This is a genomic window from Collinsella sp. SGI.241 (genome assembly GCF_050312955.1).
Lineage (GTDB): Bacteria > Actinomycetota > Coriobacteriia > Coriobacteriales > Coriobacteriaceae > Collinsella.
Genome location: NZ_JBNPKM010000012.1, coordinates 1 through 26,269 on the forward strand (window position 1 = coordinate 1; position 26,269 = coordinate 26,269).

Genomic DNA, 26,269 nt, shown 5'->3' on the forward strand with positions numbered 1-26,269 from the left:
TCCGCTGCCTCCACACCGGAGCGCCCTTCCCCTTCGATTGGATACCCGCCTGGCCTGGGACCTATCGCGGGTTAGGCCTATTGTTCGCTTGGATATCCCAGGTCAGGCGCGTATCCAATTGCCGAAAGTTCCCGGTCGCATGCGCGGCCGTCTTGATCGGAGTATCCATGTACCAGCGTATTTAATTACTGCGCTGGAATAGAACACATGTTTGACAAATTAATTTAACATCAGACAGCGGGCACGGTTTCAATCGAATCCGTGCCCGCTGCTGTATGCGTGAACAGTGCGAATAGGGGATGTAGCCCTGTTCACACCTGGACCCATGTCGGCACCGGTCAATGCCCACGATGCTTCTGCTTACGCTTCAACTTCCGCTGCTCGAAGCGCGCCTCCGCCTCATCCGCGCGACGCTGACTTCTTGCTTGAGCCGACTCCCGCTTCATCGCTTCCCGCTGTGCCGCGAGCGCCTGTTGTGCCTTGGTGCTCACCGCGGGCCGTTTAAGGGCTTTTGCTGCCTCGCGAGCGCGCCGCTTGGGGTTCTTCGCGGGCTTGCTTGTCTCAGTGGCCTTGTCGCCGAAGAACGAGAGCTTCTCCCATTTGCCGACAACGAATTGCAGGATCTCCTCATCGGACGGCTCCGCGCCGAAGACGATGCGGGCGACGCCGTATCTGCCGTCCTCGACATGCTCCGCCAGTCCGACCCAGAATTGGCCGTCATGATATACGGTCAGGGTGGACGACACGCTGATCTGCATGGTTGGTTCCTCCTTTATGTAGATGACCATGCAGAGAAGGGACAACCAAGGAGGCAGGTTACTGATGCGGACCCCCGCACGCCCACGACTACCCGACGGGGACTGTGTTTTTATCTCTGGTAGTTGGATTGTAGCACGCGCAGACGCGCCCTTCATCGCTGGCGACATGACATGGCTGGGGCTTACCACCCGACGCGCCCTTGCGCATATCGTCTTCTCGGTTTCGAAACTTTAAAAGACCTTGAGTTTCGAAACCGCGAAGGAGAGTTTAAGCAAGAGACGACATTAGCTCTGAGTCGACGCTCGAGAAGGGGCTCGGGTCGCTTCTACCCATCAGGGATGCATTCACGAAGGTCTTCATCGCCCGCACGAGGCACGGGCCTTATACCCGGGAGGGCGTTCTCGTGCTGGATCTCGCGAGGTGACTGCTCGGCGAGCAGGAGTTATGAGCGTCATACGGGGATATCGCTCGATAGGGCACGCAGGGCCGTTTGTGCTCGCACGGGAAACGTCGTCGCCGTATGGGCGGCCAGTCGCATCCGATTAGTCTTTTGTTAAACAGACCTTTCGAGTGCGCACGAAGTGATTGCGCCAACAACAAAGCCCCAACCTGCTCGCTAACTCATGGGCAAGCCAACTGAGACTACTCATTTCCCCTACTAGCAATGCAGGCCTGCGACCTGCAGTTTTGCAAACTGCTTGAAAGGCGCCTGCGTTGATTCGCTTCCTATTGCAGCTGGCGGCTCGCACACGAAAAGGCACTTGAGTTTCAAAGCGGGCGTTTTCGTCGATATCGAACCTCTAAAGGCTGTCCGCCGTGCCCTTTGGAATGAATGATGGGCTTATGTCTGTTCCACTTTATGCGACATTTTGTCTATAGGGATGATGCTGCTGTAATGCATGGGGCCCGGAGCGCGGCATTTACTGCGCTCCGGGCCCCATTGTTTTGAGAGTTTATGGCGGCTCTGCCGTCGTCCTAGTCAAACAGACTCGGCATGTCGTTTTCTTTCATGAGGGCACCGGCGGAGGGTAGACTCTGCGCGGTGAACTTTTCGGCCGAGACGCCGGCGCCAAGGATTTCCTCGGTCGTGCCGACGGTGGTGACCGAGCGACCCTTCTTGGCGGTAAAGGCCTGGACGCCCTGCGTGTTGGTGGTCGTCTTGGTCTTGAGCAGCGACGTGTTGAAGTTCATCAGGCGATAGTCGCTCGAGACCAGCGCGATGTCGCGATCCTCCTTGAGCACCTGGGCATACAGCAGCTTGGCTCCGCCGTAGATGGCGTTCTTAAGGCGCTTGCGGTTGGTCTTGGTAACGTATCCAGAAAGCGCGACGCGCACCACGCGGCCGTTCTCAAAGACAAACAGCACGTCGGCCTTGTAGTCCTCGGGGTCGATGACCCAGATCACGCTCTCGTCGGGTTCCATCTCGAGGTCGGTGGGCAGATACGAGCCCAGCTGGGCCGACTTGGTGTCCTCAAACGCCGCAACCTTGCACTTGTACACCTGGCTCTTGTTGGTAAACACGAGCAGCTCGTGCGTATTGGAGGACGGGAACTCGATAAAGGGCTTGTCGCCGTCCTTGTATTTGAGCGTCGCAGCCTTCTTGAGCACGCGGTCGGTCATCTTTTTGAGATAGCCCTCGCGCGAGAGCATGATGGTCACCGGGTACTCCTCGACCTCGGGCTCCAGGCTTACCTCGATGACCTCGTGGGGCTCGATCCTGCCCGTGCGGCGCGGCATCACGTACTTTTTGTTGACCGCGGCCAGCTCGTCGCTGATGACCTTCTTGATGTTCTCCTCGCTCGAGAGGATCTCCTCAAGCTCGGCAATCTCACCCTCGAGCTTAGCGATGTCCTTGGTGCGGTTGAGGATGTACTCCTCGTTGATGTTGCGGAGCTTAAGCTCGGCAACAAACTCGGCCTGGGTCTCGTCGATGTCGAAACCCTTCATAAGGTTGGGCACGACCTCGGCCTCAAGCTTGGTGCCACGGATGATGGCGATCGCCTTGTCGATGTCGAGCAGAATCGCCTCAAGACCGTGCAGCAGGTGCAGGCGTTCGGACTTTTTGCCCAAGTCAAAGTTAATGCGGCGACGCGTGGACTCAATACGCCACTTGACCCACTCGTGCAGGATCTGGCGTACGCCCATAACGCGGGGATAGCCGTCGACCAGCACGTTAAAGTTGCATGAGAACGAATCCTGCAGCGTAGTCGAGCGATAGAGCTTCGCCATGAGCTTGTCGGGGTCAACACCGCGCTTAAGATCGATGGCGATACGAAGGCCCGAGAGGTCGGTCTCGTCGCGGATGTCAGCGATCTCCTTAACCTTGCCTTCTTTGGAGAGCTTGACGATGCGATCGATGATGACATCGGTCTTGGTGGTGTAGGGGATCTCGTAGACCTCGATAATGCGCTCTTCGGGAATCCAGCGCCAGCGGGAGCGGATCTGGAAGCTGCCAAGGCCGGTCTCGATAATCTTTTCCATCTCCTCGCGGCGGTAGATAATCTCACCGCCGGTCGAGAAGTCGGGCATGGGCATGTACTCGAGCAGATCGCAGTTGGGATCCTGCAGGTAGTGCATGGTGGCGGTGCAGACCTCGTTGAGGTTGAAGCCGCAGATGTCAGACGCCATGGCGACGCCGATGCCCTTGTTGGCCGAGACGAGGATGTTCGGGAACGTGGTGGGCAACAGACGCGGCTCCTTCATGGCGCCGTCGTAGCTGTCGACAAAGTCGACCGGGTCCTTGTCGATGTCCTTGAAGATCTCGGCACTGATGGGGGCGAGCTTGGCCTCGGTGTAACGCGAGGCGGCGTAGCTCAGGTCGCCCGAATAGTACTTGCCAAAGTTGCCCTTCGACTCCACGAAGGGGGCGAGTAGCGCCTCGTTGCCGGTGGCCAAGCGCACCATCGTCTCGTAGATTGCGGCGTCGCCGTGCGGGTTGAGCTTCATGGTTTGGCCCACGATGTTAGCGCTCTTCTGGCGCTCACCTTTGAGCAAGCCCATCTTGTACATGGTGTAGAGCAGCTTGCGGTGCGAGGGCTTAAAGCCGTCGATCTCGGGGAACGCACGCGAGACGTTGACGCTCATGGCGTAGGGCATGTAGTTGACCTCGAGCGTCTGCGTGATCGGCTGATTGGTGACCTCGGAGTGCAGGCCGATGACGTTCTCGGCGTTGACCTGCTTTTTCTTTGGCTGGTTCTTCGTCTTCTTCTTTGCCACGATTTCCTCTTGAACTTCTTATGGGCCGTCGTTATCGATTTGCTGCTACTGCAGGTCCAGCTGGTCCAGGTATTCCTTGCCGTGCTCCGAGATATGGCGCTTGCGGCCCGCCTCGTCGCTGCCCAGCAGAAGGTTGAACATGGTCTCCATCTTGGTGACGTCTTCGGACTCCACCTTGATCAGACGACGCGTCTCGGGGTTCATGGTGGTGAGCCACATCATGTCCGGGTCGTTCTCACCAAGACCCTTGGAGCGGTTGATGGAGCACTTCTGGTCGCCGATCTCCTTAAGAATGCCGTTCTTCTCGAGCTCGGTGTAGGCAAAGTAGGTCTTTTCTTTGCAGTTGATCTCGTAGAGCGGCGACTCGGCGATATATACGTAGCCTTCGTCGATAAGCGTGGGCACCAGGCGATAGAGCATGGTGAGCACGAGCGTACGGATGTGATAACCGTCGACGTCGGCGTCCGTACAGATGATGACCTTGTTCCAGTTGAGGTTGTCCAAGTCGAAGGCGCCCAGGTTCTTGATGCGCTTGTCCTTGATCTCCACGCCGCAGCCCAGCACGCGCATGAGGTCCATGATGATGTCGGACTTAAAGATGCGCGGATAGTCCTCCTTTAGGCAGTTGAGGATTTTGCCTCGGACGGGCATAACGCCCTGGAACTCGGCATCGCGCGAGGTGCGAATGGCGCCTGCTGCCGAGTCGCCCTCTACGATGTAGAGCTCGCGACGGCTCTTATCCTTGGAGCGGCAGTCGATGAATTTCTGCACGCGGTTGGCCATGTCGGTCTTCTGCTGCAGGTTGGTCTTGATGCTCTGGCGCGTCTTCTCGGCATTCTCGCGCGAGCGCTTGTTGATGAGCACCTGCTCCATGATCTTGTTGGCGGCATCTTTGTTCTCGATCAAGTAGGTCGAGAGGCGCTCCTTAAAGAATGCCGTCATGGCCTGCTGGATAAAGCGGTTATTGATGGCCTTCTTGGTCTGGTTTTCGTAGGACGTCTGGGTGGAGAAGCAGTTGGTCACCAGCACCAGGCAGTCCTGGACATCTTGCCACTTAATGCCGCTCTCGTTTTTGTTGTACTTGCCCTGTTGCTTAATGTAGGCATCGATGGCGCTGGTGAGGGCGCTGCGGGCCGCCTTCTCCGGCGAGCCGCCGTTCTCGAGCCAGGAGGAGTTGTGGTAGTACTCCTGCATCGTGAAAGTGCGCGAGAAGCACATGCAAGCAGTGATTTTTACGTTGTAATCGGGTAGATCCTCGCGATCGCGACCGCGACGGTCGGCCTCGATAAAGAAGGGCTCGGTAAGGTAGTCGGTACCGACCTTCTCGAGCACGTAGTCCTCGATGCCCTTGGGATAGCAGAAGTCCTCTTCGGAAAACTCGCCGTCGTCGCCCTCGATGCGCAGCCGGAAGGTCACGTTGGCGTTGACCACGGCCTGGCGGCGCATGGTCTCGCGATACCAATCGTGGGGGATGCTGATGGAGGTAAAGACCTCAAGATCGGGGCGCCACTTGATAGTGGTACCGGTGCGGTCCTCGTCGCTGGGCTCAACCTCGAGTGCTTTCTTTTTGGCGCCGACGACCTTGCCCTTCTTAAAGTGCAGGGAGTACTTGTTGCCGTCGCGCCAAACCGTGACGTCCATGTATTCGGAGGCGTACTGGGTTGCGCACGAGCCCAGGCCGTTGGTGCCGAGCGAGAAGTCGTAGTCGCCGCCCTGGTTGTTGTTGTACTTACCGCCGGCGTAAAGCTCGCAAAAGACGAGTTCCCAGTTAAAGCGCTTCTCGGAGGGGTTCCAGTCAAGCGGGCAGCCGCGGCCGTTGTCCTCTACCTGAATGGAGCCATCGCGAAAGGCGGTAAGGGTGATGAGCTTGCCGTAGCCCTGGCGCGCCTCGTCAACGGCGTTGGATAGGATCTCGAAGGCGGCATGCGCGCAGCCGTCGAGTCCGTCCGAGCCAAAGATGACGGCGGGGCGCAGGCGTACGCGCTCCTCGTCCTTGAGCTGACGAATACTGTCGTTACCATAGTTTGCGGTGTTTTTTGCCATGCTCGCTCTCTCGATGCTCCTTTGCTGCGTTTTAGTCATATAGATAGTCAAGGTAGCATAGCCCAACCCTTGGGCGATTCCAACCAACACGAAATCCATCGAACAATAGTTCGGAGTTCGATGGGGATTCGTTTGCTTGCACAAAACCGAGTCGGTATTGTGCGAGTAAGTTTGAATAGCGAACCGAAGTTGTAATGTCCGCATAGCGATGACGAATGAGCCGAGTCGGCGTCTCTCACAAAAGTAACTAGGAGCTAGCGGGGCCTATCCGAATTGACCTCATTGGCGGTGTCGGCTTCGAGCGCCGTGCGGCGGGCACTGTAGGCGACGAGGCCGGCGCCTGCCGCGGCGAGTGCTGCAGCGGCTGCCGTAAGGGGAGCGCATGTATCGCCCGTGCCCGCAAGCGCGCCCGCTTTTCCGGGGCGCTTGCTATTGTTGTGGTCCTTGCCGCTGCTGGAGCTGCTTCCGCCGTAGCCGCCGCCCTTGTCAGTACCGCCGCCACCCGAGCCGCCACCGTCGTCCGCCGTCATCGGTGCATCGTGAAGCCCCGTCGTATCCGCGCTGTCGCATACGCCGACCTGAACTTCTGAGCGTTCGCATGCCGCGTCGGGCACATGAAGCTCGTGCAGTACGGCACCCAGCGCCGAGTTTGCACCCGGTCGAATTTCCTCGAGCGTTACGGGATCGAGCGCCACAAGATTATGCGCCTTCGCATACAGCGTTACGCGTTTGCCCACTTCGTCGCTCCAACTCTCGGGGATGGCGAAGCTCATGCGGAACTGTGCCGTGCAACCCGGTGCCAGCACGGCGTTGCCGTTGTCGGCTACCAGCGGGTGCGTTGCAAAACGTGCGCCCAGCGTCTCGAGCGCGTACTTCACGTGTGCCATGTCTTTGGCCGAAGCATCCTCGGCAAGCTCTGGATCGTAGATCGAAACCATGCGTGCGTTCAGTCCGAATCCGATGGATGCGCTGGAGAACGGCTGGCTGGAGCCCTCTCGGTACAGATCGATCGTGCCGGCGGTCAGCAAGGTGTTGCCGTCGTTTCGCACCGTGACCATGAAGGATTCGCCTGCTGCTCCGGGTACCACCGCGCCCGAGGTAGCGACCGCGCCCGTCGGAGTGGCACACGCCACCAAGGGCACTTCGATGCCGTGCAGCTCTGCCTCGCTCTTCTCCGCGCTCACAATGTGCGTGGCGAGTGCGGAGAGCATGCCTCCCGACGTCAAAAATGTCGTTATCTGATCGACGGGATGGTCCAGCTCGCACATCACGAACGGCTCCGTGAACAGATCGCCTGCCAGGGTGCTGGCGAAGATGCGGAAGTGCTTGCCCATCACTGCTACCGGGTTGCCTTCTTCGTCGTAGGTTTGTCCCACCTTGCCATCGGTGTTCTCTACATAGAGCACGCACCTGCCGTTGTTGCTTACGCTAAACGATGCCGGGCCACAGCCTGCGGCACCCACGGGCTGCGTTGCAAATGCCGATGCGCCTCGCGTCCAAGTAATATGCTGCAGTTGCTCGTTGACGGTTGCCAAAAAGCCCGAATGTTGTGGCCATGGCACCGCATGAGGTACCGTGGCGTCTGGTGACATAACGTCCCAGCACGCAATGGACTGGCCGATCACGGCGTACGATGCGCAGCCGCAACCGTCTGCGGTCTCGTACGCAACGGACACCACCATTTTGCCGTTGATATTCTCGGGCTCGCCCAGCTCGATACTCGACGGTGCTTGCGGAAAGCGGAGGACCTGACGGAACGTGAGACTGTCGCCCAAATCATCCGACCACAAGGTAAAGCATTCCAGCGCAACCTCGGCCTCGCTGCCGAGCGCCTTTTCTGCGGTGGTTCCGCGGCGGTGGAGGTAGGCACCCGACAGGCGCCCGTCGACGAGCGTCTTGCCCACCGTGATACGCGGGCACTGCAGACAATGGTAGCCATCCTCCTGAAGGCGGCCGCGCGAGATGCTGCGCCACGACGTATACGACACCACGCGAACTTCGCTATTACTTATGCGCAGGCGCACGACGGACAGTATGCCGGCTGTGCTTGCCGTATCGAAAAGGGTGTTGTCACCGGCGGGGCGCTCGCCCGAGATCAGCAGCACGTAGGCGTCCTGGTTTCCTCTTCCGTCCGTATATTCCACCACGTCGAAGTCGTAATCGAATATGCCGTCGCGCTCCACGTCGCCCTCGCCAAACCCAAGGGGAAAGTCCACGGGAGTGGGAGCGGACCACGTGCCGTTTGCCTTTGTGTGCACCACCAGGCGCGAGCGGCCATTGTCGCCGTAGCGCACCGAGGCGATACGGAACAGACATTCTACGCCGGCAATCATTGCCAGCTTCATGTGGGCTTCGCTGAGCACGCCAGCAAACAGCACGTTGTCGCTCGAGGGTTTTATGCCGCCACGCTCGTCCTCCGATACACCAGCAGAATTGGCGTTGGGGTCCGCAGCGGCGTCCTTCGCCTGCCCGATATAGGTGTACTCATACATCGGCGCGGCGTTTTCTATCAGTGTATGGACGAAATGCTCGATCTGTCCCGTGTCGTCGCTTTCTGCATCCGCCTCGAGCTCAATGCGCGTGACCGCTTGATCCCAATCGCGCACGACAGGCGCGACGTTTACGGCAGTGGCCTTAACCTCGGCGCGTGCGAGCAGCTCGGCGTTGGTGACGATGGTGGCCGATGCGATAAATTGCGGCACGCCGCCTGCCTCGGCGTTGCCGGCCGTGCCGAAGCGGGCATCCAACGTGTAAGGCGTATCTCCACCCAATGCGAGCTCAGAGCGCTGGAGCACATACTGGTTGCCATTGTTCACCGACATATTCCACGAATCGAGGAGTGTGGGCCACGACCCCGACCAAGCCTTGGTGGTCCACTTGAACATTACGAACTGGAGTATCACATCGACATCGACGTCTGCACCTACGCGCAGTCGCGGAAGCTGGTGTCCATCTGCCTTCTCGTACCCAATGAACAGCGTGAGGGATGCGGCGCCGCGCACGGCAGACGAAGCGACGCCTGCAACGCCGGCGCCAAAGGTGACGGCAAGCCCGATCTGGATGGTGAACGAGCCCGAGGTGTTTGAATAGTCGAGCGAAATGTTTTTAAAAAACGCCGCGCCGCTGCCGTGCGTGTGGGCACCCACGGCGAGCGCCAGCTTCGCCAGCACCCAGGGGTTGACGTTTAGGAAAAACGGCACCGGTCCTAGGGTAAACTGCTCGGTCCAATTGAGGTCGGTTCTTACCTGGAAGAGGGCCTTAATATTGCCAAATGCGGGGTCGTTGTTGTCACCCCAGGTTTTGCCCACCCAGTCGTAGGCGAGCGATCCGTACAGCTGTGTGGCGATATCCATCGTAAAACGCGGCGTGCAGTGGTGACGAAGCAGCTTAGTGTTCCTTGGATCGGTGCCCGAACCGGCACTCATACTTTTGTACTGATTCCACTTCCCCTCCATCTCGTCGAGGTAGCGGTTTGCCTGCTTGGCGCCCGACTCGCGCGGTGACTTCTTCCAGTACTCCGGATCCGGATTGCCCGAATCGTTCATGTAGCCGACCGGTTTGTATCCTCCGCCAAACAGCACGTATCCGGCAAAAGAGAAATCGAACAAAATGGGGAACGAGGGCATCCAGCACGTGAACTTATTGCCGCCGATGCCGGGAAACGCCGCCGGGAAATCAAACGGAGCAATCTCTTGGTCCATGGTGGTGGGGACGATAGTGGTCGAGCCCGATTCTGCCTTTGCGGCCGGCGCGGTGACAACGGCCATGGGGGAGGAGAGTGTATAGGTCTTGCCCTGATAGTCGAGGACAAAGCGCAGCTTGCATCCTTCCTCCAGAAGGCCCGAAGCTGCATCGAGGAACGTGTCTTCGAGTGTGAACGTTGCCAGATTATCCGAACCCGATGCACTGGCCTTGACTTGGCCAATTTGCGTGACGGTTTCGGATGAGCTGCTCGTGGCGGGCATTACCTTGTTGATGCACAGCGTTGCCTGTCCACCCTGTGGCAGATGTGCCTGCACGGTAAAGGCGTGCGTGTCGGGTTGGTCGTTTCCGGCGTCGTCCTTCGGCAGTGCCATGAACGTGGCGTCGGCGTACTGGATGTCCCACTCGTCGAACGTAAGCTGGCGAAAGTACGGCTCACCGTCGGAAAGCGGACGTGTGGGCGCGGTAATGGCGGTGCCGCCCTGGATGCGCGTGAGGGGGATCTCGACATCACGGTAGCCCGCCATGCTGATGGAGATGCCACCGTTAAAGTCGTACGCGTCGAGAAGCGTTGCCTCGTCCACGTAGCCTTCCGAAAGCGGCGCGACCTCAAAGATGGCCGTGCCCTCGTCGTCGGTAGTGGCGGAGATCTGCTTGCCCGCGGCATAACGCGACGCGAGCGTGACCTGGGCTCCCTTGATGGGCATATTCTTGTTGGCGACGTCGACCACGACCACACCAAACATGGTGCGCGAGAGAACGAGCACCTTGAAGGGGTCTTCTTCGTCGGCATAGGCCTCGGTGGGGGCGAATGGCAGTATGAAGGCGTTTGCGCTGCTCGGCACGCGAGGCAGCATGATGCCTGCCAGCGAGGATGCTCCGGCGATAAGTAGCGAACGACGATCAAGCATTTTGGGCTCCCATCCCGCAAATAACGGAGGAAATAATCCTATTTTGCGAGAAGGTGCCCCGTGGCGGTAGTGCCGTTCAAGGGTCAAAATGTCCAAATTGATCGAGCGAAGCGCCGGGTTCCGGAACGCGTTCGATGCGCTTGGCAGCCCGGTCGCTAACGCAACATATGCGCGACCAGCTCGGCGCGAGTTCCGATACCAAGCTTGGCATACACTCCTGATAGGCGGTTTTTAACAGTGCCCGGCGATACTTCCATGTGGCGTGCGATTTCGGCGTTGGTCCATCCGCGGCAGGCGAGCATGGCCATGGTGAACTCCGTGGTCGTTAAATCGTCGGCCACGTCCTCGCCCGAATCGGGGTTGTGGATGCGCCGCCAGCCGTAGCTGAATCGATACGTAATCTCGATGATGCGTGCGAAATCGTCAGGGTATTGCGCTTTTAGGCACGCCTCGATGAGCCCCTGTAAAAGGCCGTGGTGCTCGCCAATGAGCTCGATAAGGCCGTCGGGGCGCGCAATGTCCCAAGCGGCTCCGAAATGTGCCTTTGCGGCGTCGATGTCCTTGAGGCTCATGCATGCCATGGAAGCCGCCAGGTGCAGGAACAGTTCCGAGATGGGATAGCTTCCCTGTTTCATGATCAGGGCATTTTCCACCATGCCCAGGCTGCGGCCGTATTCGCCGCGCAGATACAAGGCGTGCGCCATCACGTAGCTGGCGAACAGGCGCAGGCCTTCGGGCAAATGCGCCGCAAGCGGATAAAACTCTTCGGCGGAATACGGGGAAGGCAAGTGCAGCAGGACGCTCGCGGCCGAGGCGAACAGGATATGCACGGCGTGGACGGCAGGCGATTCCTCGTCGGCCGGCGTATCGAGGATGCCAGTAAGGCACCGGCGGGCATCGGCGATACGGTTGAGCGACAGACTGGCGTATCCGCAGATAAAGCATGCGGAATAGCGCAGTGCGGGGTCGGTGGCGTCAAGATAGGGGCGCGCCGTCTTGGCAGCGAGGGTGGCCTGTCCGCGAAAGTACAGCGCTTCTGCCGTGGCAATGGCGCGCGAATCGGGGTCGGAAATGCCTGCAACCGCAGCGTCAATCTGCCCCGGCACAAAGGCGGTGCACATCAACGGCATGGGAACGCAAGGGTAGCCATCGCAGTCCATCTTCCATCTCCCAACAGCTGGCAACAATAGCAGCAATTGTACTCCTGTTACTCGGGACTGGAATTTGCGGGTATGGCATACGATTACGCAGAACGTATAAAGGAAGAGTCCATTGGCGATGCTGCCAAGGTGGCTACCGAAGCCTAGCTGACCTCGACAGTAGGAAAAATTGCCACCCCTGCAAAAAGCTTTGTCGCAGCGATGGGAAACGCATCTTGTTCTGCATATAATGAGGTCATATAACGGTGCGTTTGCATACGAGCGGCGCATTTCCATCGAACCGAAAAGGAGCTTTGCATGGATTCCAACAAGCGTCCCGACGACATGGTGCGTATCACCACTTCCGAACTTGCCCAGGTGTTCATCGATGAGCAGGTCGCTGCAATCCGCGAGCAGATCGGCGACAAGAAGGTCCTGCTGGCCCTTTCCGGTGGTGTCGACAGTTCGGTTGTCGCGGCCCTGCTCATCAAGGCCATCGGCAAGCAGCTTATCTGCGTACACGTGAACCACGGCCTGATGCGTAAGGGCGAGAGTGAGCAAGTCGTCGACGTCTTCAAGAACCAGATGGACGCCAACCTGGTCTATGTGGACGCGACCGATCGCTTCTTGGATAAGCTCGTGGACGTCGAGGAGCCCGAGGCCAAGCGCAAAATCATCGGCGCCGAGTTCATTCGCGTGTTCGAGGAGGAGGCCCGCAAGGTTGGCGACGAGGTCAGCTTCCTCGCCCAGGGAACCATCTACCCCGACATCCTGGAGTCCCAGGATGGCGTGAAGGCCCACCACAACGTGGGTGGCCTGCCCGAGGACCTGCAGTTTGAGCTTTGCGAGCCCGTCAAGCTGCTGTACAAGGACGAGGTCCGCGTCGTGGGCCGCGAGCTCGGTCTGCCCGAGAACATGGTCGAGCGTCAGCCGTTCCCCGGTCCCGGCCTGGGCGTCCGCTGCCTTGGTGCCATTACCCGCGACCGTCTTGAGGCGCTGCGCGAAGCCGACGCCATCGTGCGCGAGGAGATCGACAAGGCAGGTCTGACCATCTGGCAGTACTTCGCCGTGGTGCCCGACTTCCGTGCCACCGGCGTGCGCGAGGGCAAGCGCGCCTACGACTGGCCCTGCATCATCCGCTGCATCAACACCGTCGACGTGATGACCGCCGAGGTGCCTGAGCTCGACTGGGCACTGCTCAAGCGTATTACCGCTCGCGTCACAGCCGAGGTTCCCGGCATCTGCCGTGTGTGCTACGACCTCACGCCCAAGCCCGTCGGCACCGTTGAGTGGGAATAAGCTTTTTGGGCTGCTTTGATCATAGTTCCATGAATGGGGAGGCCTCGCGCGATTGCGCGGGGCCTTCTTTTTCGAAAAGAGCTGCCGTCGTGGTGTTGCCACTGTCCATCGTGCTTGCCATCGCCTCTGGTGTTGCTCCTGAGCAGGGCTGGTTTGCGACGAGAACTAGCAGGGCTTGTTGGCGGCACGAGCGAAGCAGGTTGTTTCGCATTGAGCGCGCCGGGCAGAAGAAGGCCATAATGGAGTGTGCGCACAATTTGTTTTAGAGGAGGATGCCGCATGGCAAAAGACGAACAAACAGGCTGGATTGTTGAGATGCTCATGGCCAGTACGTCGGTGGCGCCCGCGGCTCTTTTGGAAGAGGTTATGGCAGATGAGCGCTGCGTGGATTTTGGCCCCATCCACCATTTTATTGTGGGCGCGGTGCTGCTTGCGTGCTGGCGCAACGCCGAAGCATCTGGGGAGCGAGATGCGATGCTCAAAGACGATCTTGCCGATTTGATGTCTCGGTCGGATTGCGTGCCGGGGGCGACGTGTGCCCGTTGGGGCGTGTGCGGGGCAGCTGCGTCTGCGGGCATGGCATATGCAATCGTGCGCGGCAATGCGCCGCTGCGCAGTGAAGGCTGGCAGGAGGGGCAGCTTATGGTTTCGGAGCTGCTTGCCGCCATCGCGCGCTCGGGAAGCCCACGGTGCTGCAAGCGAGATGCGCGCGTGGCGATTCGTGAGGCCGTTTCGTTTTTTAACGCGCTCGGCGGACCACAGCTTAAAGCATGGGAGAAGACGCCGGCCTGCGATAGCTATGCGGCCAATACAGTGTGCATGGGCGAAAAGTGTCCGTATCATCCTGCGATGCTGAGCGCTGAGGAGAGATTGAAGGCACAAGCGACGAAGCCAGAATGACCGACCTTGCGGCGCCACAAGTTGGCGCCCATATGCAACGGACGCCCGCTGTCGAGTAGGCGTCCGCTAAGTTAATCAAATGTAGATGGGATTATCGGGGCATTAGACCCTTGTCGTCCTCACCAGATGGGCCATGTTTTCCCCGAGCTGGCGCAGCATGTCCTCGCCAAAGGGGTCGTCGCCGCTGTTAAACATCATGTTCCAGTAGGTCGACGAGGCCACTGGCATGCCACTGAATGTAAAGCAGCGGTTCAGTTCATCGAGTGTTGAGGTGGACCCCACCCGCCAAAGCGTCGTCACCGCGCATGCCGGCTTGCCGGCGAACCGTCTTCCGTGCACGCTCGCGGCGTAAAACGCGCGGTCGAGCAGCGCGAGCAACGCGCCGTTTGCCCCTGCAAAGTAGACCGGCGTACCCACCACGAGCTCCTGGTCGAGCGTCTCGGATATCGCCTTTACCGCGCGCTTGGTGGCACAGTACACGCCCGAGAGCGGTCCGACGTTGTAAGCGCCCAAGCTGCTCACGTTGAACACATGGCCGGAGCGGCGGGCCCTCATACCGGGCAGCACCGCGCGCACGGCATGGCGTTGGTTCTGTGCGCATGGGCCCCTTGCTTTTGTGTGCGCGAAAGGGGCAGTTATTCGTCACATTCCCGCGCAACGTGCTCGATAAGCTCCTCTTGGCTTACCGGACGCCCCTGATTAAGCATCAGGTATTCCATGATTCCCGTTTCCTTGCGCGTAAGAGATAGAGCCTCACTGTCCACGGAAGCGATGCGCGCCTTGGTGTCAAAGCTGAGCTTTCCGCAGGTTAAAACTATGTCGCTTTGTGTAAAGCGTCTGAGGGTAAGGCTGCGGGTCCTTGCCGCAAGCTCGTCCAGATGAAACGGCTTGGTGAGGTAATCGTTGGCGCCGGCATCGAGTCCGGAGACTTTAACGGATACTTCACCACGCGCGGACAGAATCAGTACCTTGGTCTCGCAGTCGGGCAAATACGTCTGTCCGAAGGGTGTGCTCGAGGGCGCCATTCCGCTGGCCATTGCCAACGCCGGTATTTGATCTGCGCTGGGGTGGCTCTTTATCTGGAAACTTGTCGTTCTCATTGCCGTGGTAGAGCTGAGCGTTTTGTTCTACCGCCCCTTCTGCAAATGGATTTGTTCACTCGGTGCATTCTATGCGCTCATGAATAAGGTGTCCCTACTGGGGATTCGGGTTGACGCATGCAAATGTGTCTCGTGCGGCAAGTGTTCAAAGGTTTGTCAGATGGACGTCGATGTGGTCCGCGCGTCCAATCATGCCGAATGTATCCGGTGCGGAAAGTGCATCGGGGCCTGTCCCGTCGATGCCATCAGCTATCGCTATGGCCTGGATGTGTCGGCAGCAAAGCTCCCTCTGACCGCCGATAAAAAGTAAACAAGCTTCGACAAAACGGAGGAATGACCATGAAGCTTTCTAAGATTGCGGCCTTGTTTATGGTGCCGGTGCTGGCCTTGTGTCTTGTGGCATGTTCGGCGCCCGGTGGCAACGCGAGCGAATCTACGAGCTCCGATCCTAAGATCGCGGAGCTCATCGCGCAGGAGCCGACCAATGTCGACGAGGCCGCCGAGCTGTATGCGAAGCTCATGCAAAAGGAGAACAATATCCTTTCGAGCGATAGCGCACTGTGGGAAAAGGTGTTTCTTGCCGCCAATAAAGATATGCCGATGATTGAGGACGGCAGCAATTACGGCGATTTCCAGCTCAAGACCATCGACGGCGCCAAGGTAAACATCTGATCCTGCCATGGAGGGACTCCATGGCAGGATCAGATCATTGATGTTGATAAGACGCGCGAAAGTGGCGCTTAGCGGTCAATCACAAAATTGTCCATCTCGACGAGCTCACGAGCCTTCTCCTGACCTTCGATGGCCTCGCGGAGACGCTTGGCGTAATATGTCATGCCATTGGCGATGTCGATGCGCAGACCGATTTCGGCGCGTTGATAGAGCGCCAACGCGCGCAGGGGATTACGGTCGATGCCACAAGAGGGGGCGTCGGGGTCAATGAGCATAGAGGCTATGCGAATGGCGGGCTGGGCGAACTCTGCATCGTCGCGGGCAAGCTCAAGACTGCGTTCGTACAGGCGGTATGCTTTTGACCTATCTTGCGGCACGGCGCGACCGCGGCTGAACATGTCGCCGAGTTTGTACACCGCCTCGCTGGAGGGCGCAAGCGCTGCGGCAAGCGAATACCACTGATAGGCTTTGGCATGGTCGGGCTTGCCAGTCCTTCCGTACTCGTAGATATAGCCGAGGTTGATGATGCTCTGGAAGCAACCTGCGTCGGCCGCCATTTCGTAGAGTTCCGCGGCCTTGGCGTAGTCCTGCTCAACAAGGTCTCCCATATAGTAGAGGGCGCCTAAATCGTTCATACAGGCTCCGCTGCCGGACGAAACTCCCAGCCTGTAGCCCAAGACGAGCATTTCCCTAACTGCTGAAGACATACGGGCCGCACGGTAGATGCACTCTCTGTTTTCGCAGATATACTGGGCATAATCATCGCCAGGCGTGGAGAATGCAACGTTTGCCATCTCGGCGAGGAGGTCTTTTTCCTGCTCGGGCCCATAGATAAGATCTTCGGAAGGAAAACCCTCGTTGTATTCGTCCTCGCCATGGTCGACAAACTCCATGCCGGCAAGTTCTGCTATGCGCGCGACGTCTTCCTTTTCGACTCCATATGCGTTGTTGGGATTAAGATCCATCGTTTGCTCCTTTCGGATTGTCTACTGTTTTGTATCGTATCAAGTGATGGAGACCGCGGAATTTCCATTTCGCTGTACGGCAGGTCAAAGCGCTTACCGCTTTTCAAGCTCACCCACAAAGACGGGTCAAAGTGCCTCCGCAGGCTTAGGCTCGGGTGAATACAGTTCTCCTTGGGGGTTTACGCCGATGGGGTCTGAGCAACAATCGAGCCATTCTTCGGATGCTAAATCGCTGATGGGCTGCTGTTCGCATACGGCACTGAAATTGATGCGTATGGCATCAATTTCAAGTTCGGGTGCTGCCGGCACCGCATCGATAAAGTAACGCCAGCGTTCGTCGTCCAAAAGATGCAGCAGCGTAATTTGTGTCTTTCCGTGGTATTCGTACGCATCGAGCACTAAAAAACGAGACTCCGACGGGGTCGCACAGTGTCCTCGATCGCCGTCTTGCTCCAATTCGGTTAGATCGATGATGCGGTTCAACAGGATGAGAAGACGATGCGATGTGCTCATGCCGCCAATGTGGGACGATATGTCAGCGGGGTTCTTGCTGCGAAAGATTGTGCCGGGCTTGTAGAGCGCGGCGACCTGAGGTGAAAGATCGGTGTCTCGTACATAGGTATTCAGCCCGGACAGCATGTAATCGAGGGCACTTTTATAATCCTTCGCACTGGCGCTGTCCTTAGGCGTGCCTGTTTGGCCGCAATCGTTCATGGTCGCCTTCCGTATTGTTGCCGCGGAGAAGATTGCGGCATGGCTGCTCTTTATCGGCGAGCATATCAATCCGTGTGGACATCTTTTTGATTATCACGGCGGCTTGCGCTATTCGGCAAAGGCTCTCATCAACCGCGCCGCCACGGGACTCTTGAAGTGGTGGATGTTTCCAACGCGATTCTTGGCAAACCACTGCCCGCCGTCAGTACGATCGACAGCTCGAATCTTATCCTCGAGAAAGGTGGCTTACAGGAAGGCTGGCACGGCGTGCTGGCGCTGGGCAGCGAGGTTTCGGATATCGCTCCAGGGGATGCACTCACAATTGACCAATGTGACAAAGCGACAGTCCCTTTGTCACATTATCGGCGGTATGCGCGGGATGGTACGTCACGCGATGTGCCGTCCTGCTCGTTTTTTGGCGCGCTTCGTTACATTCCTCACTTGCGCCGGTAAAAAATGGGGATAGAGTAGGACAAACGCGTCGAATACGAACGGCGGGGGAGAGCGGGCAAGGTGCCTGCGCAGGAGAGGTTGCCGTCCATGCTGGAGCTCAAAGGAATTTGCAAAAGGTACGTTACGCAGTCGTTTACGCAGGTGGCGCTCGACAGCGTGAGCCTGTCTTTTCGGGATAACGAGTTCGTGGCCATTCTGGGGCCCTCGGGTTCGGGTAAGACCACGATGCTCAACGTTATCGGCGGACTCGACCACTTTGACTCGGGTGACCTGCTGATCGACGGTATTTCGACCAAGGACTTTCACGATCGCGATTGGGATGCCTATCGCAACAACCGCATCGGCTTTGTGTTCCAAAGCTATAACCTCATTCCGCATCAGACCATTTTGGAAAACGTGGAGCTGGCGCTTGCGCTCACGGGCGTGGGGCACGCCGAGCGCCGCCAGCGTGCGCGCAAGGCGCTCGAGGCCGTTGGTCTGGGCGAGCACGTGAACAAGCGCCCGAGTCAGCTTTCGGGTGGACAGATGCAGCGCGTGGCCATCGCCCGCGCCCTGATTAATGATCCCGAGATTGTGTTGGCAGACGAGCCGACCGGCGCTTTGGATTCCACAACGTCCGTGCAGGTCATGGACTTGCTCAAGGACGTCGCGCGCGACCGTCTGGTTATCATGGTCACGCATAATCCCGATTTGGCGTACGAGTACGCCACGCGCATCGTCAACCTGGCGGACGGCAAGATTACCGACGATTCTGATCCTTTCGATGTCGCTGACGCCACGCGCCGCGAGGCCAAGCCTACGCGCAAAACCTCGATGAGCTTTGTGACGGCGCTGGGGCTTTCTGCCCGAAACCTTATGACCAAGAAGGGCCGTACGGCCATGACGGCCTTTGCGGGCTCGATTGGCATTATTGGCATCGCGGCGATTTTGGCGCTGTCCAATGGCGTAAACGGCTACATCAAAAAGGTCGAGGAGGATACGCTTTCGAGCTACCCGCTTACCATTTCCAAGCAGGATTACGACCTGTCGTCCATGATGGGCGAACAGGGGGCCACGGATGACGATACGTCCAAGAACGAGGGTTCGTCCGACGACGGCACCGACGGCAAGGCTCAGGGAACCAAAAAGATTCCCGTGGTCACGGCCGTAAAGGATATGTTTGCAAGTGTTAAGTCCAACGATATGACGAGCTTTAAGGCATGGCTCGATGCCGGCGGCGACGGTATCGACAAAGAGGTCAACGCCATCCAGTACGGTTACGGCGTGACGCCGGTTGTCTATCGTGCCGGCAAGGGCGATGAGAAGCCTGTCCGGCTGGTGCCCAACGCTATGACCGAGGCCATGAGCGGTGGTGCGAGCTCGGCGGCAACGGTGAGCATGGACTCCATGGGGACCTCGGTCTTTAACGAGATGATCGACGACCAGAGTCTGCTCGACAGCCAGTACGATGTCGTCGCCGGCCATTGGCCTACGTCCGCTCACGAAGCCGTAATGGTGCTTTCGAGCCGTGGAACGGTGGGCGACTATACGCTTTACAGCATCGGTGCGCTGGATATCGATGAGCTCAACGACCTGGTGAACAGTGCCATGGCCGCCGACGGTAAGATTGAGACGCCTGAGAGCGGCGCCGACTTTACTTACGACGATGCGCTGTCCACGACGTTTAAGGTGTTGTCGCCGGCCGATGCTTATCGCAAAAACGAAGAGACCGGCATGTGGACTGACATGTCCGGCGACGCCGACTTTATGACGGCCAAGGTTGCCGACGGTATTGACGTGCACATTGTGGGCGTGGTGCGACCTAACGAGACGGCCAATGCGAGCGCGTTGTCTCCGGGCATTGCCTATACGCATGCGTTGACTCGCCAGCTTATGGAGCGCGCCGCCGATTCGCAGATCGTGCAAGAGCAACTTGCCCACCCCGAGACGGATGTCTTTACGGGCAAAACCTTCGACGAACTGCAAGGCGAGGCCAAGCAAGGCGTGGATCTGGGCAGTATGTTCAGTGTGGACGAGGCGGCGCTCAAGAGCGCGTTCTCGTTCGATGCGTCTGCACTCTCGGGTGCTGCCGGTGGCATGGATCTTTCGGGCATCGATTTGTCGGGCCTGGATATTGACCTTTCGGGCGTTGGCAAAGACATCGACTTAAGCGACATCATGGCCAAAGCGCCGACCCCCGATTTCTCGGGCATCTTTGACGGTCTGGAGCTCACGCCCGAGCAAATGCAACAGGTGGGAACGCTTGCCAACCAACTATTTGAGGGCTTTTTGCAGTCTGATCAGTTTAGGGCGCTGTCACCCGAAGATCTCAAAGACGCGTCAAAGCTTGCTGCCGCATTCTCGGCGTATCTCGAGAACGATGTTGTGGCGCAGCAGTGCCTGGCGCAGCTCAAGGCGCTCGGCGGCGATGCCCTGGTCGAGCGCCTGCAACAGGCGATGACCGACTATGTCCAAAATCAGTTGGCTCCGTATCTGCAGCAGGCTATGGATCAGGTGATGAAGGCGATCAGCGAGCAGGTGGCAACGACCGTGTCGACCCAGCTTAAGGCCGGCGCGGCAGGGCTCATGGACCAGATGGTGACGCAGATGTCTTCGAGTTTTGCCAACCTGGCGAGCGCCATGCGCGTGGATGCGAGCGCCTTTGCTCGTGCCATCCACTTCAACATGGACGCCGAGGACCTGAGCTCGCTCATGATGAGCTATGCCAAGGCGTCGAAGCTCACCTACGACAACAATCTGACCACGTTGGGCTACGCGGATGAAGCGGATCCCATCTCGGTCAAGATTTTCCCGCGTGACTTTGAGGCCAAGGAGCGCGTACTCGACCATATCGATGCGTACAACAAGCAGGTCAAAGCCGCCGGCCACGACGAGCAGGCAATCTCGTACACCGACTACATGGGCATCATCATGGGCTCGGTGACTGATATCGTGAATACCATCAGCTTGGTGCTCATCGCGTTCGTGAGCATCAGCCTGGTCGTGAGCTCCATCATGATCGGCATCATCACCTACATCAGCGTGCTGGAGCGCAAAAAGGAGATCGGCATCCTACGCGCAATCGGTGCGTCGAAGCGCAACGTGGCAAACGTGTTCAACGCCGAGACCTTTATCGAGGGCCTCATTGCCGGTGTCTTTGCCATTGTCGTTGTGGTGCTCGTGAGTTTTCCGGTTAATGCCTGGGCGCTTGCTGCCAAACAGGTACCCAATCTGATGAGCCTGCCCGTGCAGGATGCGCTGGCGCTCATTGCAATTTCGGTGCTGCTGACGGTCGTTGCCGGCCTGCTGCCGGCCCGCAGTGCATCCAAGAAAGACCCCGTGGAAGCCCTGCGCTCCGAATAATGTGACAAAGGGACTGTCCCTTTGTCACATTGAGTGACATGTAATTCGAGGTCTAATACTTTTCCCGAGAAGTGAACGAGTCAAAATGGACCCCCGAAGCATCGACACTTTTGAGATGCAATTTCCTGCGGTTTTGCCAGCCAAATCCTGCGGGTTTGGCGTCTAAAAATGTCGATGCTTCGGGGGTCCAAATATAGCCGTTCACTTCTCGGGAAAAGTATTAGACCTTGAGATATAGACGGCGTTTGCGAGCGTCAATTAGAGCGTAAGTTGCTAGTCCTCCTTTGCGGAGAGCATGAGGCTAATTTCCGGATGGGTGTACTTGTCGAACTCTTCTTTGGGCTCGGTGTCAAAGGTGTAGTACGACTTGATAGATTCGTCCTCCGTCTTGATGCTGATTTCTTCATATAGGGATCCGGCTAAAAATGCCTGTTTAAATTCATCCGATAGGCTGCATGGCGTGAGGAGGCCCGATGTGGCAACGGAAATGTCCAACCCGTTGACCGGGGGGCGCATAGTGTCGCGATATCCTGCTCGCTGCAGGCGAGGTTGTATGCAAGGCTTGCCTCGGGGTCGATCTGACTGGTGTAATCGACGTCCGTGAGCATGCCATCTGCATCGAAAGAAAGGTAGACATAGGCTGCTTGAGCGCCGAGGTCATTATCACCCAGATAGCCGATAATGCGGTAGCCGTAGTCGTGATACGACTCGTATGGGTCGTCTGCCGCGACGCGTTTGCACACGGGTTCCAAGGCATCTTGCGCGGCGAGCACGCCGGCGACCTCCGCGGAGCGGTCTTTGTTGGTTTGGGCTACCGCAAGCCTGCTCTGCAGCTCCTTCCACTGTTTGCCCTGCATTCCAAAGCGCGGCGCAAGAGCGCAATCGCAAAAGATGACGAGTTCGATTGCGGTGAGTGCAATGGCGGTATATATGCCCGCGGATTGGAATTCCTTTTGGTGGAACGCGATATCGTTGATTATTTGGAACGGCAACATCAACAGGTATGCTGCGAACGACATGACGAGTGCAGTCGCTGCGATCTTGGGGTATGTGCAGTACCGCTGGATGTGTTTCTTTTCTTGTTCGGTGAGCTGCTGCATGGGGCCTCGACTCTCATCGTTTTTCGAGGGCGATGCGCATACGCTCTTGAGTATATGAGTGGAGGGTGTCTGTTGCTCAGACATGGCGGTCAGCAGCGTGCTGTTGGTGATCGATTGATCGCGAACGTCCTCTTTTGGACAAGGAAAAAGTGGCGAGTGAGGGAGCTGCTGTGGGGCGGCCCTGCTTGCTGTTTGTGGGCGCCATTCACCTTCGTTGCACAGGGATGGTCGGAGGGCTGGTTGACATCAAGCAACCGCCTCCGCCTTGTGGGCCGCCTCAAGGACAAGGCATAATGCATGTGACAAAGGGGCGGTTCCTTTGCCGCGTTGATTTGAGAGTAGATGTTGATGATTCTATCGTTGGCCCCCATGGAGGGGATTACCGGGCATGTGTTCCGTCGCGTGCATGCGGAGTGCTTCGGTGCGCTCGACTGCTATTACACGCCGTTTTTGCCGCCGCCGCGGGTGGGCAACCGCTTTGGCGGCAAGGCGTTTAAGGAAATCGATCCGGCTAACAACCAAGGGCTTAACGTGGTGCCTCAGCTGATGTCCAAGAATGCGGATGAGTTTGTGTGGGCGGCGCACGTGCTCGCCGACATGGGCTACCGCGAGGTTAATCTCAACCTTGGTTGCCCCTCGGGTACGGTTGTTGCCAAGGGTAAAGGATCGGGCTTCTTGCGCAACCTCGATGGGCTCGAGGTGTTCTTGCTTGATGTGTGCGAGCGATCGCCGTTGCCGGTGTCGGTAAAAACCAGGCTGGGGCTGGAGAGCGACGACGAATACGAGCGCGTGCTCGACCTGTACTGTCGCATGCCGCTGGCAGAACTGATCGTGCATCCGCGCGTACAGAAGGATCGCTATACGGGCTCGCCGCGCAAAGAGTTTTATGGCGAGACGTTGAAGCGGGCACCGTTTCCGGTGGCATACAACGGCGATATTTTTGTTCTTGAGGACATGGAGGCGCTGGTGGAGGCCTATCCCGGTACACGCCATGTGATGCTGGGGCGTGGCTTGCTTGCGAACCCCGCGCTGGCTCGCATGGTCAAGGGCGGCCCTGCTGCCACGGCAGCCGAACTGCAGCGCTTCCACGACACGCTGTTTGCGGCATATGCAGAAGAGATTGGCGGCAACGCGGTTTTTCGCATGAAGGAGTGGTGGTTCTACGCTAAATGCGCCTTCGCCGAACCCGCTACCGTTCACAAGCTCGTACGCAAGACTAAAAAGGTCGACGAATACCGCGCCGCCGTCGATCGCGTCTTTCGCGAGCAGCCACTTGCGCCCATAGCCCGCTTCCACGGTTAGCTAGTCATTGGGGACGTTCTTTAACGGCTAGTCATTTAAGAACGTCCCCAATGACGATGTTGCAAAAGCTGTACATCAGCATCCAAAGATGTCGAAAAATGTCGACTTTGGATGCTGGTGTACATGTTTGGGTGTGGTGGGTAACTAGGCAATCATTGCATCAAGCGTGATGAGCTCCCTGAGTCGCTCCGTGCGTGTTTGCCCATGGCGCTTTGCTTTTGCGTCAAAGGCTTCAAGGACCGATTCACCTACACGTGCGGATAAAACAACGCTTGGCTCGTCAGAAATCGGCGGCCTTCCCAACTTGATGGTGCGACCCTTCGGCCACTCATCTTTTTCGTATGCCTCCGCGGCCTTTTCCAACTCTCCGGGGGCAAATCCGATCATCTTTTCGAGTTGCTTAGCGTCCATAGCGCCTCCTATCGATCGATCCCGATTTCCCTGAGCACCTTGCGCGTAGGAGGGACAAGGGCGTGGTAAATGATGTAGCCATCTCGATTGGGGCAATATCGAGCGATGAGCTCCATGAGACGGTTTCTTCCATCAAGTCCAACGAGAACGTAATCGATACCTCCGTTTTCAAGATCACGCCTGAACCATGCAAAAGCGGAGTTCCAGGCGCAGGTGATATCCGTCTCCGTCAGCCCGTGTTTGAGGGCGTGGGGGTGGATTGCGATGAGATCCATAAGGGCCTCTCTTTTTGTATACAGTTTTGTAGACAAAAATGCAAGCAGTTAATAGGCTTAAGCGGCTTGTTTTGATTGGACTTCTCGATGTAAAGCCGACGTCGGAGGCTCCACTACTCCTTCGCTTTCTAGCTCGGTATGTGAACGTCCGTTGAACTCCCAGAGGGGAGCGTCTTCATAGATTATCGAGAGGAGCTTGGAGACTTCGGCTGTTTTCTTGCGTTCGTAAAACTCGGGCCGTACGACAATCAATAAGAAAGCTGCGTCTTCGGTAATTTGCTGTGCTGTCGGCATACCGTTGAGTCCAACGGAACGCAAAAGCTTTGTCATGATGAAATCGAACTCATCTTCTCTTGCATGGAGATCGGATGCCTTAATCTCAGGGTCTCTCAGGACGTACTGCTTGAGTCGTTCGACAGATCGACTGCACTTTATATGCCCGCAGATGACTTCGTCATAGCTGAGCCTTTTGATTGGAAGACGTTCGTGACCGGCGAAGATGGCTGCCACTCTGATGCCAACGCGCCGTTCGCGCAGCGCGCGCATCTCACCGGTGTATTCGCTGCGTCGTTCATATTTTCGATAGGAGTATCCGTAGTCATCGTAGTAATAAGGGGCTTCATCGACAGCGACATCGAGCTCAGGCGCTATGAGATAGAGTTTTCCATCTCTGGATATGACGCAGGGATTGTCGATTTGCCCCGATTCGTTCCTGATTTGCCAAATAGTTTCATTTATCTCAAATCTCGAGACTGGATTGGGGGCACAGGAGTTGTAGAGCTCAATAAGTTCATCGAGCGAAATGATTCCACAGACATCTGTGTAGGCGCGGGCGAAGCGCCGTACTTCTTGATTTGATTCAAGCGCACGGCGCTCCCAAGCATCCAAAACGTCCTGCGGACTTCGATAGCGGGCATGACGATCGATGCGCGATGCGCTCCAACGGTTATCAGCGGCAACGTTCATCAGATCCAAGCGCAGATCTTTGTCGGCGATGCGAGCGAGCGACTGATAGTGTTCTAGATCAAGTTCCGGTCGAAAACTCATGTCTTCCGGAACAGTTCGTGCGAGCTTTATGCAACGCTTGAGATAGGTCGGGCCCAGGCTTGGGCTAAAGTGCTGCTTGAGGTGGCAAGCGATGGGCGAGAGTAGGCCATTTAGATTGGAAATGGGGTATCCGGCAATCTCTTGCTCGAGACGGCGCCCGATGAGCAGAGCCCCTTCCGAAGATGCCTCGTGGTCGGTGCCTTTCTGGCCGAGGTGTTTGGCCTCGACAATCCTGCTGATATCCGAGCAGGTGTTTGAAATAATGTCGGGTGAAAGGGTTGGTATCTTTTTTGCCATAGCGACGCACTCCTGTGTGACTCACGGAAAAGAAACAGTCTGATTGTGAGTGCCGTTCTTTGATGGCGACGGCGAACAGGAGCGCAGCCTGTCTGAGATGGGTGAGTGCGGTAACCACCAATCTTACTTACCGAGCTCGCTCCAGCGTGTCATTGGGGACCTCCGCAGGAGCTCTCGACCAGTCTCATGCCTTGGGATGAGTATAACACAGAGAGCAAACATATGTTCTATATATTTGAGAAACCGAAGCCCTACCCACTCATTTAAGAACGTCCCCAATGAGTACCTACGGTTAGCTAGTCATTGGGGACGTTCTTTAACGGCTAGTCATTTAAGAACGTCCCCAATGAGTACTCGCACGCTAGAGCAGGTTCTCCTGTACCCATGCGATGATGTCGCTCGATTCGTAGAGTGGTTTGCCGTCGATGAACAGACAGGGAACCTGGCGTTTTCCGCCGACGGCGATAAGCGTCTGCTCGGCTTCGGTATCGGTCGAGATATTGCGCTCAGGGATGGTCACACCGTTATCGGCAAGGAAACGCCTGACCTTCATGCAATACGGGCAGCCAGTCATAACGTACAGCGTGAGCTCATGTTTAGTAGCCATAGGTCTCCAATCGGT

Annotated in this window: 21 protein-coding genes; 7 read left to right on the top strand and 14 right to left on the bottom strand. The window is 57.6% G+C overall.

Going from position 1 to position 26,269, the window contains the following annotated elements:
- Positions 1 to 338: 338 nt before the first annotated feature.
- The 5 genes from ACQQ92_RS06340 to ACQQ92_RS06360 all read right to left on the bottom strand — a co-directional run bounded on the left by ACQQ92_RS06340 (position 339) and on the right by ACQQ92_RS06360 (position 11,761).
- A complete protein-coding gene (locus ACQQ92_RS06340) occupies positions 339 to 758 on the bottom strand; it encodes a YjdF family protein (RefSeq protein WP_427796066.1) in 420 nt (139 codons plus the stop codon).
- Between the two features lie 976 nt (positions 759 to 1,734).
- The gene (locus ACQQ92_RS06345; RefSeq protein WP_427796067.1) at positions 1,735 to 3,975 is read right to left on the bottom strand and encodes a DNA gyrase subunit A; all 2,241 of its coding nucleotides are present in this window, start codon (positions 3,973 to 3,975) and stop codon (positions 1,735 to 1,737) included.
- Between the two features lie 45 nt (positions 3,976 to 4,020).
- Entirely contained in the window at positions 4,021 to 6,018 is a 1,998-nt protein-coding gene (locus ACQQ92_RS06350) for a DNA gyrase/topoisomerase IV subunit B (protein ID WP_427728388.1), read from the bottom strand.
- A gap of 254 nt (positions 6,019 to 6,272) precedes the next feature.
- Positions 6,273 to 10,631 (bottom strand): hypothetical protein, encoded by a 4,359-nt coding sequence (locus ACQQ92_RS06355; protein ID WP_427796068.1) that lies wholly within the window; start codon positions 10,629 to 10,631, stop codon positions 6,273 to 6,275.
- A 155-nt stretch (positions 10,632 to 10,786) separates the two neighbouring features.
- Entirely contained in the window at positions 10,787 to 11,761 is a 975-nt protein-coding gene (locus tag ACQQ92_RS06360; RefSeq protein WP_427796069.1) for a helix-turn-helix domain-containing protein, read from the bottom strand.
- Positions 11,762 to 12,088: 327 nt separating this feature from the next.
- Between ACQQ92_RS06360 and guaA the strand changes: the two genes are divergently transcribed.
- Together guaA and ACQQ92_RS06370 are read left to right on the top strand one after the other, a co-directional pair.
- Complete coding sequence (guaA, locus tag ACQQ92_RS06365; protein WP_427794284.1) at positions 12,089 to 13,069, top strand: glutamine-hydrolyzing GMP synthase; 981 nt, start codon at positions 12,089 to 12,091, stop codon at positions 13,067 to 13,069.
- A gap of 279 nt (positions 13,070 to 13,348) precedes the next feature.
- Positions 13,349 to 13,969, top strand: a complete 621-nt coding sequence (locus ACQQ92_RS06370; protein ID WP_427796070.1) for a DUF5714 domain-containing protein — start codon at positions 13,349 to 13,351, stop codon at positions 13,967 to 13,969.
- Positions 13,970 to 14,071: 102 nt separating this feature from the next.
- Here the strand turns inward: ACQQ92_RS06370 and ACQQ92_RS06375 are convergent, their stop codons facing one another.
- Both ACQQ92_RS06375 and ACQQ92_RS06380 read right to left on the bottom strand, forming a co-directional pair.
- Positions 14,072 to 14,545, bottom strand: a complete 474-nt coding sequence (locus tag ACQQ92_RS06375) for a flavodoxin family protein (RefSeq protein WP_427719388.1) — start codon at positions 14,543 to 14,545, stop codon at positions 14,072 to 14,074.
- A gap of 59 nt (positions 14,546 to 14,604) precedes the next feature.
- Complete coding sequence (locus ACQQ92_RS06380) at positions 14,605 to 15,069, bottom strand: response regulator transcription factor (protein WP_427796071.1); 465 nt, start codon at positions 15,067 to 15,069, stop codon at positions 14,605 to 14,607.
- 160 nt (positions 15,070 to 15,229) lie between these two features.
- Between ACQQ92_RS06380 and ACQQ92_RS06385 the strand changes: the two genes are divergently transcribed.
- Together ACQQ92_RS06385 and ACQQ92_RS06390 are read left to right on the top strand one after the other, a co-directional pair.
- On the top strand, positions 15,230 to 15,379 hold the full coding sequence (locus ACQQ92_RS06385) for a 4Fe-4S binding protein (RefSeq protein ID WP_229770712.1): 150 nt from the start codon (positions 15,230 to 15,232) through the stop codon (positions 15,377 to 15,379).
- A gap of 29 nt (positions 15,380 to 15,408) precedes the next feature.
- The gene (locus ACQQ92_RS06390; RefSeq protein WP_427796072.1) at positions 15,409 to 15,741 is read left to right on the top strand and encodes a hypothetical protein; all 333 of its coding nucleotides are present in this window, start codon (positions 15,409 to 15,411) and stop codon (positions 15,739 to 15,741) included.
- Positions 15,742 to 15,809: 68 nt separating this feature from the next.
- On the opposite strand, the gene ACQQ92_RS06395 is transcribed toward ACQQ92_RS06390, so the two are convergent.
- Both ACQQ92_RS06395 and ACQQ92_RS06400 read right to left on the bottom strand, forming a co-directional pair.
- The gene (locus tag ACQQ92_RS06395) at positions 15,810 to 16,706 is read right to left on the bottom strand and encodes a tetratricopeptide repeat protein (protein WP_427796073.1); all 897 of its coding nucleotides are present in this window, start codon (positions 16,704 to 16,706) and stop codon (positions 15,810 to 15,812) included.
- Positions 16,707 to 16,832: 126 nt separating this feature from the next.
- Positions 16,833 to 17,420 carry a hypothetical protein gene (locus ACQQ92_RS06400; protein ID WP_427719382.1) on the bottom strand — a complete coding sequence of 196 codons (588 nt, stop codon included), beginning with the start codon at positions 17,418 to 17,420 and terminating at the stop codon, positions 16,833 to 16,835.
- 159 nt (positions 17,421 to 17,579) lie between these two features.
- Here ACQQ92_RS06400 and ACQQ92_RS06405 point away from each other — a divergent pair, with 159 nt between their 5' ends.
- Both ACQQ92_RS06405 and ACQQ92_RS06410 read left to right on the top strand, forming a co-directional pair.
- The gene (locus ACQQ92_RS06405; protein ID WP_427796074.1) at positions 17,580 to 17,873 is read left to right on the top strand and encodes a hypothetical protein; all 294 of its coding nucleotides are present in this window, start codon (positions 17,580 to 17,582) and stop codon (positions 17,871 to 17,873) included.
- Positions 17,874 to 17,960: 87 nt separating this feature from the next.
- Positions 17,961 to 21,215, top strand: a complete 3,255-nt coding sequence (locus ACQQ92_RS06410) for an ATP-binding cassette domain-containing protein (protein ID WP_427796075.1) — start codon at positions 17,961 to 17,963, stop codon at positions 21,213 to 21,215.
- A gap of 419 nt (positions 21,216 to 21,634) precedes the next feature.
- Here the strand turns inward: ACQQ92_RS06410 and ACQQ92_RS06415 are convergent, their stop codons facing one another.
- Entirely contained in the window at positions 21,635 to 22,315 is a 681-nt protein-coding gene (locus ACQQ92_RS06415) for a hypothetical protein (RefSeq protein WP_427796076.1), read from the bottom strand.
- A 348-nt stretch (positions 22,316 to 22,663) separates the two neighbouring features.
- Here ACQQ92_RS06415 and ACQQ92_RS06420 point away from each other — a divergent pair, with 348 nt between their 5' ends.
- Positions 22,664 to 23,617, top strand: coding sequence for a tRNA dihydrouridine synthase (locus ACQQ92_RS06420; protein ID WP_427796077.1), 954 nt, complete (start codon positions 22,664 to 22,666; stop codon positions 23,615 to 23,617).
- Between the two features lie 144 nt (positions 23,618 to 23,761).
- Here ACQQ92_RS06420 and ACQQ92_RS06425 read toward each other — a convergent pair whose 3' ends face one another.
- The 4 genes from ACQQ92_RS06425 to ACQQ92_RS06440 all read right to left on the bottom strand — a co-directional run bounded on the left by ACQQ92_RS06425 (position 23,762) and on the right by ACQQ92_RS06440 (position 26,254).
- Positions 23,762 to 24,028, bottom strand: a complete 267-nt coding sequence (locus ACQQ92_RS06425; RefSeq protein WP_195361954.1) for a ribbon-helix-helix protein, CopG family — start codon at positions 24,026 to 24,028, stop codon at positions 23,762 to 23,764.
- Between the two features lie 8 nt (positions 24,029 to 24,036).
- On the bottom strand, positions 24,037 to 24,303 hold the full coding sequence (locus ACQQ92_RS06430) for a hypothetical protein (RefSeq protein WP_427794972.1): 267 nt from the start codon (positions 24,301 to 24,303) through the stop codon (positions 24,037 to 24,039).
- A gap of 57 nt (positions 24,304 to 24,360) precedes the next feature.
- The gene (locus ACQQ92_RS06435) at positions 24,361 to 25,647 is read right to left on the bottom strand and encodes a hypothetical protein (protein ID WP_427796078.1); all 1,287 of its coding nucleotides are present in this window, start codon (positions 25,645 to 25,647) and stop codon (positions 24,361 to 24,363) included.
- Between the two features lie 361 nt (positions 25,648 to 26,008).
- Positions 26,009 to 26,254 (bottom strand): glutaredoxin family protein, encoded by a 246-nt coding sequence (locus tag ACQQ92_RS06440; protein ID WP_427747527.1) that lies wholly within the window; start codon positions 26,252 to 26,254, stop codon positions 26,009 to 26,011.
- Positions 26,255 to 26,269 lie beyond the last annotated feature (15 nt).